The 13,439-nt window shown below is 56.4% G+C and carries 15 protein-coding genes; 6 read left to right on the top strand and 9 right to left on the bottom strand.

Features of this window, described 5'->3' with window-relative positions; all coding sequences use genetic code 11:
• The first annotated feature begins 3 nt into the window (after positions 1 to 3).
• Genes TM1040_RS19260 through TM1040_RS19235 form a run of 6 tightly spaced genes read left to right on the top strand, consistent with a single transcriptional unit; the run spans position 4 to position 3,468 of the window.
• Positions 4 to 282, top strand: a complete 279-nt coding sequence (locus TM1040_RS19260) for a flagellar biosynthetic protein FliQ (protein WP_011540275.1) — start codon at positions 4 to 6, stop codon at positions 280 to 282.
• Positions 282 to 998 carry a flagellar hook-basal body complex protein gene (locus TM1040_RS19255; protein ID WP_011540274.1) on the top strand — a complete coding sequence of 239 codons (717 nt, stop codon included), beginning with the start codon at positions 282 to 284 and terminating at the stop codon, positions 996 to 998. Before TM1040_RS19260 ends, TM1040_RS19255 begins: the two co-directional genes overlap by 1 nt.
• Before the next feature lie 9 nt (positions 999 to 1,007).
• Positions 1,008 to 1,793 carry a flagellar basal-body rod protein FlgG gene (flgG, locus tag TM1040_RS19250; protein WP_011540273.1) on the top strand — a complete coding sequence of 262 codons (786 nt, stop codon included), beginning with the start codon at positions 1,008 to 1,010 and terminating at the stop codon, positions 1,791 to 1,793.
• On the top strand, positions 1,794 to 2,210 hold the full coding sequence (gene flgA, locus TM1040_RS19245) for a flagellar basal body P-ring formation chaperone FlgA (protein ID WP_011540272.1): 417 nt from the start codon (positions 1,794 to 1,796) through the stop codon (positions 2,208 to 2,210). It begins immediately after the preceding gene.
• A complete protein-coding gene (gene flgH, locus TM1040_RS19240) occupies positions 2,210 to 2,947 on the top strand; it encodes a flagellar basal body L-ring protein FlgH (protein WP_011540271.1) in 738 nt (245 codons plus the stop codon). Before flgA ends, flgH begins: the two co-directional genes overlap by 1 nt.
• 11 nt (positions 2,948 to 2,958) lie before the next feature.
• Positions 2,959 to 3,468 (top strand): flagellar basal body-associated FliL family protein, encoded by a 510-nt coding sequence (locus tag TM1040_RS19235; protein WP_011540270.1) that lies wholly within the window; start codon positions 2,959 to 2,961, stop codon positions 3,466 to 3,468.
• Between the two features lie 276 nt (positions 3,469 to 3,744).
• Here TM1040_RS19235 and TM1040_RS19230 read toward each other — a convergent pair whose 3' ends face one another.
• From TM1040_RS19230 to fliL, 9 genes are all read right to left on the bottom strand, one after another.
• Entirely contained in the window at positions 3,745 to 4,149 is a 405-nt protein-coding gene (locus TM1040_RS19230; protein WP_044026959.1) for a hypothetical protein, read from the bottom strand.
• A complete protein-coding gene (gene flhB, locus TM1040_RS19225) occupies positions 4,146 to 5,237 on the bottom strand; it encodes a flagellar type III secretion system protein FlhB (protein ID WP_011540268.1) in 1,092 nt (363 codons plus the stop codon). The genes TM1040_RS19230 and flhB overlap by 4 nt, the downstream gene beginning before the upstream one ends.
• Entirely contained in the window at positions 5,234 to 6,013 is a 780-nt protein-coding gene (locus TM1040_RS19220; RefSeq protein ID WP_011540267.1) for a flagellar biosynthetic protein FliR, read from the bottom strand. Before TM1040_RS19220 ends, flhB begins: the two co-directional genes overlap by 4 nt.
• Positions 6,010 to 8,049 (bottom strand): flagellar biosynthesis protein FlhA, encoded by a 2,040-nt coding sequence (gene flhA / locus TM1040_RS19215; protein WP_371261778.1) that lies wholly within the window; start codon positions 8,047 to 8,049, stop codon positions 6,010 to 6,012. Before flhA ends, TM1040_RS19220 begins: the two co-directional genes overlap by 4 nt.
• Positions 8,050 to 8,434: 385 nt before the next feature.
• Entirely contained in the window at positions 8,435 to 10,849 is a 2,415-nt protein-coding gene (locus TM1040_RS19210; RefSeq protein ID WP_011540265.1) for a hypothetical protein, read from the bottom strand.
• Positions 10,846 to 11,715 carry a flagellar motor stator protein MotA gene (gene motA / locus TM1040_RS19205; protein ID WP_011540264.1) on the bottom strand — a complete coding sequence of 290 codons (870 nt, stop codon included), beginning with the start codon at positions 11,713 to 11,715 and terminating at the stop codon, positions 10,846 to 10,848. The genes TM1040_RS19210 and motA overlap by 4 nt, the downstream gene beginning before the upstream one ends.
• Positions 11,716 to 11,789: 74 nt before the next feature.
• On the bottom strand, positions 11,790 to 12,407 hold the full coding sequence (locus TM1040_RS19200; RefSeq protein ID WP_011540263.1) for a MotE family protein: 618 nt from the start codon (positions 12,405 to 12,407) through the stop codon (positions 11,790 to 11,792).
• Positions 12,407 to 12,865 carry a hypothetical protein gene (locus tag TM1040_RS19195; RefSeq protein WP_011540262.1) on the bottom strand — a complete coding sequence of 153 codons (459 nt, stop codon included), beginning with the start codon at positions 12,863 to 12,865 and terminating at the stop codon, positions 12,407 to 12,409. Before TM1040_RS19195 ends, TM1040_RS19200 begins: the two co-directional genes overlap by 1 nt.
• Before the next feature lie 9 nt (positions 12,866 to 12,874).
• A complete protein-coding gene (fliL, locus tag TM1040_RS19190; protein WP_011540261.1) occupies positions 12,875 to 13,399 on the bottom strand; it encodes a flagellar basal body-associated FliL family protein in 525 nt (174 codons plus the stop codon).
• Between the last annotated feature and the right edge of the window lie 40 nt (positions 13,400 to 13,439).

Here is a 13,439-nt window from a genome sequence, read left to right as displayed (position 1 = left end):
GCCATGCTAACCGAAGGCATTTTCTACGATACTCTGCGCCAGGGAATTTTGGCGGCGATCACTATGTCGCTGCCCATTCTCATCGCAGCTCTGGTGATCGGTCTTACGGTCGGCCTGTTTCAGGCGCTGACATCCATCCAGGAAATGTCGCTGACATTTGTTCCTAAGCTTGCGGGGATTCTTGTCGTTTTCTGGCTGACGATGGCCACGATGACTCAGACGCTCGTCGCCTTCTTTACCGGTCACGTAATTCCCCTGATTCAGGGAACTGGAGGACTGTAATGGGTTCTATCGGCTACACGACTTTATCGCGCCAATCAGGTCTGCTGAACGAGATGCAGGCTGTGGCCAATAACATCGCGAACTCTGCGACGACAGGTTATCGCTCAGAAGGGCTGATCTTCTCGGAATACGTCAAGTCGGCCCCCGGTCAGGAAAGCCTGTCGATGGGGCGCGCGAATATTCGCAACACCTCGCTCGAGCAGGGCACCATGAACCAGACCAACGGCACATTTGATCTTGCGATCGAAGGTGAGGGCTTTTTCATGGTGGAGACCCCAGCTGGCAACAGGCTGACACGCGCGGGGAACTTTACCCCGAACGCCGAAGGCGATCTTGTAACTGCGGACGGATACCGGGTTCTGGACGCCGGGCAGGCACCGATGTTTGTGCCGGGCGGCGCCGAAAGCATTTCATTTGGCGCCGACGGTACCCTTAGCGCCGATGGTCAGCAGCTGGGTCAGATCGGTCTCTTTGTGCCGGATGAAGACGCTCAGATTCTGCGCGAAGACGGTGTGATGTTCCGGGTGGAAGGCGAGACGTTGCCAGCTGCAGGGGCGCAAGTCCTGCAGGGGTTTCTTGAGGGCTCCAACGTCAACACCATTCACCAACTGGCTCGGATGATCGAGGTCCAGCGCGCCTACGAGATGGGGCAGAGTTTCCTCGATCACGAAGACAAGCGCATCCGCTCGGCCATCGACAACTTGATGAAATCATAGGAGATAACCATGCGTGCACTTAAAATTGCCGCCACGGGGATGAGCGCGCAGCAACTGCGTGTTGAAACGATCTCCAACAACCTGGCCAATATGAACACCACCGCCTACAACGCGCGCCGCGCGGAATTTGCGGACCTGCACTATCAGCAGATCTCCCGTGCCGGGACGGTAAATGCCTCCGATGGCACTGTGCTGCCCACGGGGGTTCAGGTTGGCCTCGGCGTCCGGCCGGCTGCGGTTTCTGTTTACCTCAATCAAGGTGCGCTGTCGCAAACCGGCAATGAACTCGATCTCGCGATTGATGGAAACGGCTACTTCGAGGTGACGCTGCCCTCTGGCGAAACCGCCTACACCCGTGACGGGTCTTTCAAACGCTCTGCCGAAGGGTTGATCGTTACCAATGATGGCTACCCGGTCTCACCGGAAATCACCGTTCCTGAGGATGCTAAATCCATCTCCATCAACGGCGAGGGCGAGGTCTACGCATATTTCAACGACACCATCGAAGCGGAGCTTCTGGGCCAGTTCACCCTCTCTGGTTTCACCAATCCCAAGGGACTTGAGGCGATGGGGGGCAACCTCTTCAAGCAGACCGAGGCCTCCGGCCAGCCCAACACCACCGAACCTGGTGCTGATGGGATCGGTTTCCTGCGCCAGAAATACTTGGAAGACAGCTCGGTTGATGCCGTGCGCGAGATCACCGAACTGATCGAAGCCCAGCGCGGATACGAGATGAACTCCAAGGTGATCTCCGCTGTCGATCAGATGATGTCGGCAACCACACAGGTGCGCTAAATGAAACTCCTGCCTTTTCTCATCGGGATTCTCTTTGCCCAATCCGCGCTGGCCGACATTCTCGTGCCGGTCCGGACCATACGGGCAAAGGAAGTGATCACCGCCGACGACCTCGTGTTCAAAAACGTCGAGTCGCCCGGCGCGTTGAGCAGCCCCAACGAGATCATTGGGCAGGAGGCACGCATTGCACTTTATGCCAGCCGCCCGATCCACGCTGGCGATATCGGTCCGCCTGCGCTCGTGGATCGAAACGACTTGGTAAAACTGATCTTCCGCCACGGTGGGCTCGAAATCACAACCGAAGGTCGGTCCCTCGGCCGCGGCGCGAAAGGCGAGCTGATCCGCGTTATGAACCTGTCCTCGCGCACGACGGTCACTGGCCGCATCCGGGCAGACGGAAATATTGAGGTAAATTGATGAAACCCCTTCTCGCAGTCAAATGTGCAGTCCTCGGCCTCAGCCTGGTTGGCGGGTGCGCACGCATGGATCACTTGGGCAAACCCCCGAGTTTCACCCCTGCAAACGAAACCCAGGAACATGTGGCCATGCTTTATCAGGGCCTGCCTGTATCCTCGCAGACGCCGCGGGCGGTTGACAACGCTTCACTCTGGAGTGGGTCTCGCGGCTCGCTGCTGGGGGATCGTCGCGCCACCAAAAAGGGCGATATTCTTACCGTGGTGATCGAAATCAACGAGAAGGCCTCGATCTCCAACGATACACAACGCTCTCGGAACTCCTCCGAAAGCCTGCAGGTGCCACAGCTTCTTGGCCTGCCTCAGCGCCTCGATGAACGGCTGCCTGAAGGCGCAAGCAGCGCAGACCTGGTTGACCTCGGAAGCACGTCTTCTTCGGGTGGGAGCGGCTCTGTCAGCCGCAGTGAAAAACTCGAACTGCGTGTTGCAGCGACAGTTGTGGATGTGCTGCCCAATGGCGTGCTGGCCATCAGCGGATCGCAAGAGCTCCGCGTCAACTTCGAACTGCGCGAGTTGCTAGTGTCTGGCTATGTGCGCCCCGACGACATAAGCCGCCAAAATGAAGTCACCTATGACAAGATTGCCTCGGCTCGTGTGTCCTATGGCGGACGTGGTCAAATCACCGACGTGCAGCAACCGCGCTATGGACAGCAGGTTCTAGACGCCGTTCTGCCGTTCTAAAGGAGGTTATAATGGCGAAATTGCTTCCCATACTCATGCTGATCCTGGGCATCGGCGGTGGCATAGGCGCTGGCATCATGCTGGCGCCCGCACCGGAGATGACAGAGGTCGCCGCGAAGGGTGACGAGCATGATATGGCCACTGATGAGGCTGGCGAAGATCACTCTGAAGCGGAGGAAGAAGAGGACCCGACCGAGCAGAACGAGTTCATCAAGATCAAGAACCAGTTTGTAATCCCAGTGGTCGAACGCGACCAGATGACAGCGATGGTGGTCTTGTCGCTCAGCCTTGAGACCAAGCCTGGGTTGTCGGGCAAAGTACACACATATGAGCCCAAACTGCGCGATGTCTTCCTGCGCGTTTTGTTTGACCATGCGAATATGGGTGGGTTCCGCGGGGCCTTCACCCGATCGGAAATCCTCGACCCCCTGCGCACTTCACTACGAGAAGAAGCGCGCCGCTTCCTCGGTAAAGACGTTGTCGACGTATTGATCCTTGATATCACCCGTCAAGACGTCTGACCCAGAGATCGGCAAGCCCCTCAAACTTTAAGAACCGCGTCCAGTATTGGAGGCGGCTCTTTCTTTGTGTGGTCTTTAAGAACATCAGATCGCCTCTTGAGAGACGCGTTCGAAACTGCAGCGTTCTCCCCCAATGCCGGAAAGTCTGATCTTTTCGCAGGGCCAAGCTGGTCCTGACAAAGAGGTTGTTCTTTGAGGATATTCCTGATCACGCCAGGCAGCGCTTCCGATAACACCTATCAAGGTGGCAATATGCGCTCAGCGCATGAAAGGCAGTCAGTCGAGATCCATCAGTCGATCAAACAACATCTTGTTGCGCCGCTCCTTGGCGTCCGACTTAAACTGTTGCTCCATCGTCTCTACAGCGTGCTTGCGCCCAAAAGCCTGGCGAAGCTTATCCATTGCCCGGAACTTTTGTGCCGTCACCTGCGCGAGATCCTGATTGATATCGCGGCGCGCATTTGTATGCCACTTCTGCCAGTGCAAATCGACACCAAGCGCTTTGATCTCGTGGCTTTGCTCCACAAGCGCCCGAGATTCTTCGACCTGTTGCTTCAGCATTGCAAGATTCCCGCGAAGCTGCGCCTCACGATCTAGAATCGGCTTAATCTTGGCATGTTCGCGCAGATAGACCGCGTTGGTGACAGCTTGCATCTGGGCAAGCATTTTGTCCTGCTTCATAGGATGCTCTCTTTTGCCTTTTTGCGCATTTCTTCTGCAAAACGGATCGCTGCGGCGACCGGTGCATAGTGTTCTTCTGCGATTTCTTCACCCACCTCAACGGTGGCATATAGGGCGCGCGCCGTTGGTGGATCACTGTGAAGGGGCACGCCGTTTTCTTGCGCGATCTCCCGGATCATTGCCGCCACTCCATCGACGCCTTTTGCAACACATTCAGGCGCGCTCCCCGAAACACGGCTCCATTTCAGCGCAACCGCATAGTGGGTCGGGTTCACAATAACCACATCAGCTTCTGGCACCGCGGCCGCAATTTGCTTGCTGACAATCTGGCGTCCTTTTTGTTTCCGTTGCCCTTTTGTGTGAGGATCACCCTCGGAGTTTTTCATCTCATCCATGACATCCTTGCGTGACATCATGTTCTTGCGAATGAACTCAGCCTGCTGAAATGGCGCGTCCACAAGACCGATCGCCAGCGCGATGATCAATGTCAGGATCAGGAATTCCATCGCAAGCTGCACAAGAAACGGCACGACCGTAAAAGGGCTTGTACCCACGGAGGCGATCATCTCTGGCAGGCGCCACGAGAGGTATACGCCCAGCGTGATCGAATACAGCAAGAGCTTGAAAAAGCTCTTGGCGAATTCAAACAAACCGGACCGTCCAAATTTGTTTTTGGCGTTCTTGATGATTGAAAGGCGAGACAGTTTAGGCTGAATTCTCTTGGGTGCAAACACCATCGCTTTTTGAGCGAATACAGCCAAAATCACCAGAGCGGCAGGCACGGCGAACCATGCGATGACAGACGTCAGCGCGTCTGAGATGAACTCCCAAGCCACTGGCGCTGCAATTCCATCTCCGAAAAACACAGGCGCCAACCGGTCAGGTTGGTCAATCATGCTCATCAGAACTGTGCCGAGCTGTTCAATCGACGAACGGCCCGCAGTATAAAATGCAATCAAGAGACCCAAGTAAGACGCCGCCTGCAGGAGGTCGTTCGATTTGGGAACGTCCCCCTCCTGTCGCGCTTTTCGAAGTTTTTCAGGCGTCGGCTCAAATGACTTGTCTGAATCGTCGTTTTCGTCGCTCATGGCATCCCAACTCCGGGATCGGCAAAGAACATCAAAAGTCCGTGCCCCCAGACCTCAAGCATCATCGGCGCACCAATCATCAGGATCGCGAGACCACCAAATGTGATTACGGGAGCACCGACAAATACCACCATTAGTTGCGTCATTGCGCGATTGATGACCCCCAAGGTGAGGTTGTACACAACGGCTGTGATCAGGAACGGCGCAGCCAGTGTAAAGGCCTGCGCAAAAGTCGCCGAGACCCGATGCACTCCCCATTCGGAGAGACCAGAAGCGCTCGGAAAGATACCAACGGGAAACAGGTCGTAGGAACGGATCATCAATTGTGCTGCATGGATGTGAAAATCGAGCATCACCGCCACTGCAATCCCCGAAATCCACAGCACCGCCCCCAGAGCCGGCATCGGATCCGCACCTGCCCCACCGAGAACCTGGCTCAGTGAGGTACATTGCGCGGCAATCGATCCCGCCGTTTGCAGCATATGCATGAACATGCGCAAACCAAGTCCAAGAGCCAGACCAACGACAACTTCTGTCGCCATGAGCCCGGCATATTGCATGACGGTTTGGGGCATCGGCATCTGTGGAAGGGCCGGCGCGACGATTGCGGTGAACACCAATCCGGCGACGAGGCGAATTTGTGTCGGGATCAGCTGTTCGCCAAACCCGAGCATGATCGAGGTCATTGCCCCGATGCGCAGGAACACGATGGCGGCGTGCCAGAAGCCCGCGCCAAACAAGGCCATGAGCTCTGGCGTTATGCCTACGAAATTCATGCCGCGACCATGCCCACCAATGCAGGGCGCGCCTCCAGACCAATCTCTTCGAACGACAAAACCGGGTTCTGGATACCGCGCGAGCGCAGGATAGTGCGCAAATACCGGCGCCGACGCGTCGAGGTGACGATCGCAGCAAAAATCCCCTGTTCGGTGACCTGATTGATCTTTTCGCTCATTGCATCGACAAGCTTGTTGAAGGTGTCAGGCGGCAGCGCGATATCGAGGCCAGATTGGGTCTCCACCTGATAGGTGGTAAAGGCATCTTCCCATTCCGGGGCGAGCTGAACCAGCGGGATGGTTCCGTCTTCGCGCTTCATCTCTGCAACGAGCTGGAATCCGAGGCGCTGTCGAACATGTTCTGTGATCAGTTCAGGCGAGGTTGTTCGCATCCGGGCTTCGGCGATGGACTCGAGGATCAAAGGCATGTTCCGGATCGATACTCGCTCCTCCAAGAGCAGGCGAAGAACCGCATGGAGCGTATCAATCGGCACCTTATCTGGGATCAGTTCATCCAGAAGCTTCTTGTTGGCATTGGCGCGGAATTCATCACTTAGCTCGGTCATTTCACGCAGCAGGCGCCGCAGAGCCTTCAACGTCAGCAGACGCGGGAAGCTCTGCTTCACGACCTCCAGGAGGTGCGTCGCAAGAATTTCCGGCGGCGATACAACCGTCGCCCCCATCAGCGCAGCATCTTCCTGATGTTTGGTAGCAATCCAGCGCGCTGGCGCACCGTAAACAGGTTCCGTCACATCGGTGCCAGAGGGCAATGCCGCGTGATTGTCGGGCATAAGCGCCAACACCATGTCCGGGTGAAGCGTACCACGCGCCTGCTCGACCCCCTGAATACGCACCACATAGGTGCCATTCTCGAGCTCAGCCTCATCCGTGAGCCGGATCTCCGGCAGGATCAGCCCGAAGGTTGTCGCCACATGGGTGCGCATATTCGCGATACGGGCATCAAGCCCGGTGCCGGGATCCAGCACCATTGAAACAAGGTCCTGAGAGAACTCAAGATGCAGATCGTCAAGGTCGAGGATGTCTCCCAGGGCCTTGGTTTTTTCGGGCGATTGCACTTCCTCAACCTTGGCGTCGATCTCTTCCTGGGCGGCTGCGTCGTTGTTTGTCTTGACGCGATACGCGAGATAGCCCAGCGCGCCTCCACCCGCGATAAATGGTACGAAGGGGAGGCCGGGCACCAGCGCGAAGAGCACCATCAGGACCGCAACGGCCCCAATTGCCCCGGGATATTTGGAGAACTGAGAGAAAATCGCGGTGTCTGTCGAGCCGGACGCCCCGCCGCGCGCGAGCAAAAGAGCGGCCGCGATGGAGATGATGACTGAGGGGATCTGCGATACCAGGCCATCCCCCACCGTCAGGATCGCGTAGGTTTCAAATGCAGTGGCGACAGGCATCCCATGGATCAAGATTCCCATGATCAGACCCATGATCAGATTGAGAAGCGTGATGAGAAGGCCCGCGATGGCATCCCCTTTCACAAACTTCGAGGCACCATCCAAGGAGCCAAAGAAGGTGGTTTCCCGCTGTTCTGTTTCGCGCCGTTCCTTGGCTGTTGCATGATCAATCGCACCAGCTGACATATCGCTGTCGATCGCGAGCTGTTTGCCCGGCATCCCATCAAGGGCAAAACGCGCGCCAACCTCTGCCATCCGTGCGGCACCTTTGGTGATCACCATGAAGTTCACGATGAGCAGCACCCCAAAGACCACTAGGCCGAGGAATACACTGCCTCCCATCACAAAATTGGCAAAGCCCTCAATCACGTTCCCTGCCGCATCAGTGCCGGTGTGCCCCTGCCCGATAATAAGCTTGGTCGAAGACACGTTGAGAGACAAACGCAGCATGAGCGAACCAAGCAGGATCGTTGGAAAGGATGAAAAATCCAGTGGCCGTTCAATGAACAAGGTGATGGTGAAGATAAGGATGGCGAGCGCAAACGAAGTTGCAAGACCCACATCCAACACCCAAGCAGGCATCGGAAGGATCATCATCACGATAATCGCCATCAGCGCCATCGCCAAAAGGATGGTCGGACTAAAGAGCTCTTTGACTGACAGATTCGGCACGGATTTTCTCTTATGTGAAAGCGATCAGAAGCGGTCCGGCAGTGCATAAGCACCGGGAGTGAGAGGGGGCTGAAGTCTGATCTAGAGAGGCCGAAATGCCAAAAACTGCAGCAACATGGCCTGTCCCACGTTCTACAGCAAACAAATTCCGCGCGTTGCGCCCGGCGTGTCTATCGTCATGCACTGGCATTCTGCCTGTTCCAGATGAGGATTCTTCCCTAGTCCTCAAGCTAGGCCGCTATGCTTTAAAAAGTGTTATCAGTGCAAAGCGAAATGGCCGAACTCAGAGAGCGCGGCCATTCGTATTCTGTCGCGAAACCAAGTCCGTTGTAGGTCAATCCTCGACTTCATCTGGCGTGCGCTCCACTTTGCGCAACAGCTCCTCAATCGAAGATCTTGCGCCGACACTGCTCTCTACCAGCGCGCGCGCTTCGGCCAAAGGCGGCAAGCCTTCGGGCTCACGCACAGCGGAATCGATCTGCTTGGTCACCTCGGCCACAGACCGAAACGGAGCTGCGTCCTCACTGATGGCCTCCACAGCTTCCAGATCCTCGGACAGCCAGAACCCCCGTGCGGCACCGTCCAGGTCTTGCGCCGACATCATGTATTCGCTTGCGCGTTCATATTCCTTGTTGCGCCAAAGCGCCTCTGCGCGCATGCGATCAGCCTGCTGACCTTCGAGCCCCATCAGTTCCACCAGGGCGCGTTGGGGTTGGTCCAATTGCAGATGCGCCTCTGCACTCATCATGCGGCGGTCTTCATTTTGAGGTTCGAGGCTCATTTTGCGCAGGATCATCTCCGCCTGCTCTGCAAAACCCAGATCAAGCAACCGGCGCGCAATGATGTCCCCAACCTGGCCCGCACGCGTCGCACCTGCCTCGTGAGCAAAGATCAGAGCGTACTTCAAGAAGGTCACGTCATCCGCGTTCTCAGTAAGCAGTGTCATCAGCGGGGTATTTACAGAATCTCGCGCCATGAGCCCATCGCGCTCTTCAAGCTTGGCACTCTTTTTGAATGCCGCGTCAAAACTACCGGTCAGCGCCAACGCCATAACTTCGGCTTTTCGCAGTTCTGCACCCAATGCGGCGTCTCGGTACTCAAGCTCGTAGGAGGCCGTCAGATCCGGAACATCCGGGGAAAGCGCCCGACGTTCCGCATAACTCAATTCGACAAGTTCGATGAGCGCGAGCGGGGTGTTTTGGCTTTGCTCCGCAACTTCTTCTGTGAGGTTGCGAGCCACCGCATCCGTGTCACCGTCAAGCTCCGCAATTGCCGCCTCTGCCAGGTTGCGATCCGGCACCCCTTCGACCCCGGTGCGATCAACAGACCGCAAGGTCGCTTTTGCAACGCTTGGGTCTCCGGCTTCAGCAAAGAGCCTGGTCATGCGCGCACCAAGTTGGACACGCAGATGCGCGGGCAAACGTGCGAAGGTCTGCTGAATTGCGTCAGAGTTTGCCCCCTTTTTAACGACGCCGTCCGCCATCGCAGCCCAGAAGGCCGCGCCGCCACTACAGGTTTGCTGGCCGGAAAAAATCGTATTTACAGGAAGTTCTTCCCCATCGAGGATCTGCGCAATTGTCGTCATGATCTCACGCGAGCGCGGCTTGAGATTGCTCTCGGAGAGCATGTGAAGCGTCGAAACCGCCTCCGCGCCAAAGCCAAAATAGAGGTATGTCCTCGCGAGTTTCAGGGTCGCATCGCGATTGAGTTGATCGAACTCACCGAGAATTTCGTTTCTCAAGGCGCCAATCTGCTCTGCAAATGGTGTTTCCTTACCCCATTTGTAAACCGCTATTTCAAGGTCTGGAATACAATGAGATGCCGCTTCATCACGACCATTGGATACTGCAAAAAGACCTGTTTCACGATCAATTGCAGATGTAACGGACATATTGTCCAGAGGATTGAGAGGCCTATTCTCGTTCCCCAAAGGGTCGAGTTGAAGCGCCGCTTGGCCCTGTTCATTCGGGTTGAGAAGACCCTGATCGCTGGCACGCCCGATTTGTTGTAGCAACCGTGTCTCGGTATCGTTGACCAACGCCGCGCGACGATTCTCCTCAAGATCCATGAGCAGACTTGAATCTGCAGTCAGTGTCTCAGGCGAAGGCTTGTCATCGTCGTCTTTGGTGTCCGGCACGGCGACATCTTCGGCCTTTTGCGCAGGCGCAATACCAGTTTCATCACCGAGCAAAGGGATCTCTACCGGACCCGTATGGAGCGGTTGTCGCTTCGCGGATCCGAATGTCTGCTCAACTGCATCTTCAAGACCCATTGCAACGCGCGCACTGGCCAGATCACGCGAGTCAATGTTGAAGTCACGCCCTGCGCGAGCGCTCGGAAAAGTAAGCGGCAGGCTTGCACGATCGGACGGTTCTGCCAGAGTCAGCGAGCGCCCCTCGCGCACGTCGATCACCAAGTAGCCATCGGACTGCTGGTAATAATCGACGCTACACTCACACCCGAGATCAATGCGCAGTGGTTGACCTGGGGCAGCCTGGCTCACGGAGCGAATGCGGGTACGGGGAATGAGATCGAATACGGATTGCGTGTTAAAGACAGCTGTCGGAGACCCAACATTGACGGTCGCGACGTTTTCATTTTGGGTCAGTGACCACTCGATACCGTCGGGTAGACGCATCACCAAGCGGGTGAATGTGTCGTGCTCTCCCGAGCGTGTTACGATTGTTTGTGCTTCTGCATATCCAGCGACCACTACTGCAGCCGCAAATGCGATTGCTCGCGATATCATGCTGCGCCCTGTTTCACTTCGTTCAAAGCTTCCTCCAGCTCGGAGAACCCGGGCCGAATGTGGGATGGCGTGTTCTGACGCCCCACCTCAATACAAATCGCTGCGGCGTGGTTGTGAAGGTTCGCCACAAGAACCTCGCGGATAAGCTGATAGAAATGCGCGTCTTCTTCGACCACGGATTTCACCTTGCCGGCAAATGGCGCGACCAGACCATAGGACAGGAAAACACCCAGGAACGTCCCAACAAGAGCGCCGCCGATCATCTTGCCCAGAACTTCTGGCGGTTGATCGATCGAGGCCATCGTCTTGATCACGCCCAGAACGGCCGCAACAATCCCAAGCGCGGGCAAACCATCCGCCATCGTCTGCAGTGCGTGGCTGGAATGCAGCGCATGGTGAAGGTTGGCTTCAATCCGTTTTTCGAGAACCTCTTCGACCTGGTGCGGATCGTCATAGTTCATGGAAGCCGAGCGCATTGTATCGCTGATCAGGTTGATCGCTTCTTTGTCCGCAAGGATCTTGGGGTACTTCCCGAACACAGCCGAGTTTTCAGGGTCTTCAATATGTTGCTCCACCTCAACCGGATTTGCACGCGCGATTCGGATGAGGGCAAACAGCAAACACAGAAGATCCTTATAGTCGTCTGGTTTCCATTTGGGCCCCTTGAAGACCTTGCCCATGTCCTTGAGCGTGTGTTTCACACCACCCATGTCATTGCTGATGAGAAACGCGCCAACGGCAGCACCGCCAATCATCATCATCTCGAATGGCAGTGACTTGAGAATGATGCCCAGCTTGCCGCCGGCAAGCAAATAACCACCAAACACCATGGCAAAGATCACAATGATCCCTACAATCCCGATCATAGGTAAGCTCCAAATTCCGTCACTGTCTCAAGAGTAATGCAGTCTTGTTAAAAAAGACTGAGTGAGGGCCCAAGTTACTCCTTGGGCACCTCGCCGTTGCGTCCCGCAAGCACGACACTGATCGTGTATGCAGCCTCGGGGCTCAGCCCTGCCATGATACCCGCCGCGGCTTCCGGTTTCATGCGTGCAAGAAACCCGGCTGCAAACGTAGGGTCCATTTCTTCAAACAGAGCAGAAGCATCCTTAGGCTTCATCTGTTCATAGACTGTTGTCAGCGTGGTGACGTCCTGCTCGGCAGCGCCGTCAGCCAGCGCCAGAGTGGCCAGCAACTTTTGCTCAGCCTCCTCAAGATCCTGCAGCTTTTTATCGATGGCCTGATCGGCGATCTCCAGGGCCCGCATCCGATCTTCCACCTCAGCTTCACGAGCCGCCAGTTTTTCTTCGCGCTTTTGGAACGCAGCAAGCATGGCTTGCATCTCTGCGGAATCGGGCACCGAAGCGAGACCCGTCGCAGCCACCGGTTTTTCGACAGGCGCTTCATCCGATTTGATATCTGCAACCTCCCGCGCAATCGCCGGAGCCGCTTCGAGTGCGATTCGCACCACCGCAGAGCCCATCAGGAAAACAGCCAACAGCATCAAAGTGCCGCGCCGCGCTTTTTCCATCTTTTGAGACTTGTTCGCCTTCGCCATCACGCCACCCGATTCTGACTGCGGCTATGCCGAACAAACATCAGGCCAGCCGGTTTGGCCTCTTCCTGCGCGTCGGCCTGCTCTGCAGCTTCAGCCTGAGCCTCTGCCTGGTAAGCCTCTGCGAGTGCATCGGTTTCCTCGGTGGCCGCAGGTTTTGCCTTGGCGTCCTGCTGAGGCGCGATGTCGTGCATAGACGCCATCATCAGCTCCAGCTTGTGCGCCACAGATTCGGCGCGCCCGGTCAGCTGTTCCAGCGCCTGGCTAGAGCCGTCAGACATTTTTCGAGCCGCAACCAGCGACTTGTTCAGATCGTCCACCTGCGACGAGAGCACCGCCACCGCGCCTCCGACCCCTTTTTCGAGATCGTTAAAGCGTTTCAGTCGGCGCGACAGCACCAGGCAATAAAACCCGGCACCCAGTGCTCCGGCCGCAAGCAGGATATCAGCTATAAGTTCCATCCTGTCCTCCTAGTTGAGTACGAAATCCATGATCAGCAAATCACGCACGCGGCCCTGACCGGTTACGATATTGATTCGCCGTAGCATCTGTGCCCGCAGTTTTGGCAGTGCCATCGGATCGGTAAGATCCTCCAGCTCTAGCGCCCGCAGGTAGCTGTTCAGAACGTCGACAACCCGGGGGAGGACTGTTTCAACCTCATCCTGATCGGCTTGATTGACCTCAAGTTGCGCTCGGAACCGAAGTTGCTGGACCCCACTGGCTCTATTCAGTGTGACAACAATTGGCTCCATTTCAATAAAGGCGAGATTGGCGATCTCTTCCGCCGACTCACCTTTGTCCACGCCTTCTGGCGCCTCTTTGGTGGCCTGCGCCATTTCGGGCGCGGGTGTGTTACCAAAGGGAAGAAGGCCTGACTGGACGGCATAAAAACCGCCTCCTGCGCCTGCGATTCCAAGTACGAGCCCTATGATAAGGGGCATCTTGCTCTTCTTCGCCGGTTGATCCGTTTCTACATCAGCTACAGCGTCTGTCATGGCTATCCCTAAAACGTCGTGCACCCTGTTCATAACCCGA

Source organism: Ruegeria sp. TM1040, assembly GCF_000014065.1.
Taxonomy (GTDB): Bacteria; Pseudomonadota; Alphaproteobacteria; order Rhodobacterales; family Rhodobacteraceae; genus Epibacterium.
This window is presented reverse-complemented; position numbering and strand designations above follow the sequence as displayed.

Bases quoted from the DNA above. Each gene is read 5' to 3' on its own strand.
- flgA (WP_011540272.1), top strand. From the start codon at position 1,794: ATGAAACTCCTGCCTTTTCTCATCGGGATTCTCTTTGCCCAATCCGCG.
- flgG (WP_011540273.1), top strand. From the start codon at position 1,008: ATGCGTGCACTTAAAATTGCCGCCACGGGGATGAGCGCGCAGCAACTG.
- fliL (WP_011540261.1), bottom strand. From the start codon at position 13,399: ATGACAGACGCTGTAGCTGATGTAGAAACGGATCAACCGGCGAAGAAG.
- TM1040_RS19210 (WP_011540265.1), bottom strand. From the start codon at position 10,849: ATGATATCGCGAGCAATCGCATTTGCGGCTGCAGTAGTGGTCGCTGGA.
- flhB (WP_011540268.1), bottom strand. From the start codon at position 5,237: ATGAGCGACGAAAACGACGATTCAGACAAGTCATTTGAGCCGACGCCT.
- TM1040_RS19200 (WP_011540263.1), bottom strand. From the start codon at position 12,407: ATGGCGAAGGCGAACAAGTCTCAAAAGATGGAAAAAGCGCGGCGCGGC.
- TM1040_RS19195 (WP_011540262.1), bottom strand. From the start codon at position 12,865: ATGGAACTTATAGCTGATATCCTGCTTGCGGCCGGAGCACTGGGTGCC.
- TM1040_RS19255 (WP_011540274.1), top strand. From the start codon at position 282: ATGGGTTCTATCGGCTACACGACTTTATCGCGCCAATCAGGTCTGCTG.
- motA (WP_011540264.1), bottom strand. From the start codon at position 11,715: ATGATCGGGATTGTAGGGATCATTGTGATCTTTGCCATGGTGTTTGGT.
- flhA (WP_371261778.1), bottom strand. From the start codon at position 8,049: ATGGCGCTGATGGCGATTATCGTGATGATGATCCTTCCGATGCCTGCT.
- TM1040_RS19260 (WP_011540275.1), top strand. From the start codon at position 4: ATGCTAACCGAAGGCATTTTCTACGATACTCTGCGCCAGGGAATTTTG.
- TM1040_RS19235 (WP_011540270.1), top strand. From the start codon at position 2,959: ATGGCGAAATTGCTTCCCATACTCATGCTGATCCTGGGCATCGGCGGT.
- flgH (WP_011540271.1), top strand. From the start codon at position 2,210: ATGAAACCCCTTCTCGCAGTCAAATGTGCAGTCCTCGGCCTCAGCCTG.
- TM1040_RS19230 (WP_044026959.1), bottom strand. From the start codon at position 4,149: ATGAAGCAGGACAAAATGCTTGCCCAGATGCAAGCTGTCACCAACGCG.
- TM1040_RS19220 (WP_011540267.1), bottom strand. From the start codon at position 6,013: ATGAATTTCGTAGGCATAACGCCAGAGCTCATGGCCTTGTTTGGCGCG.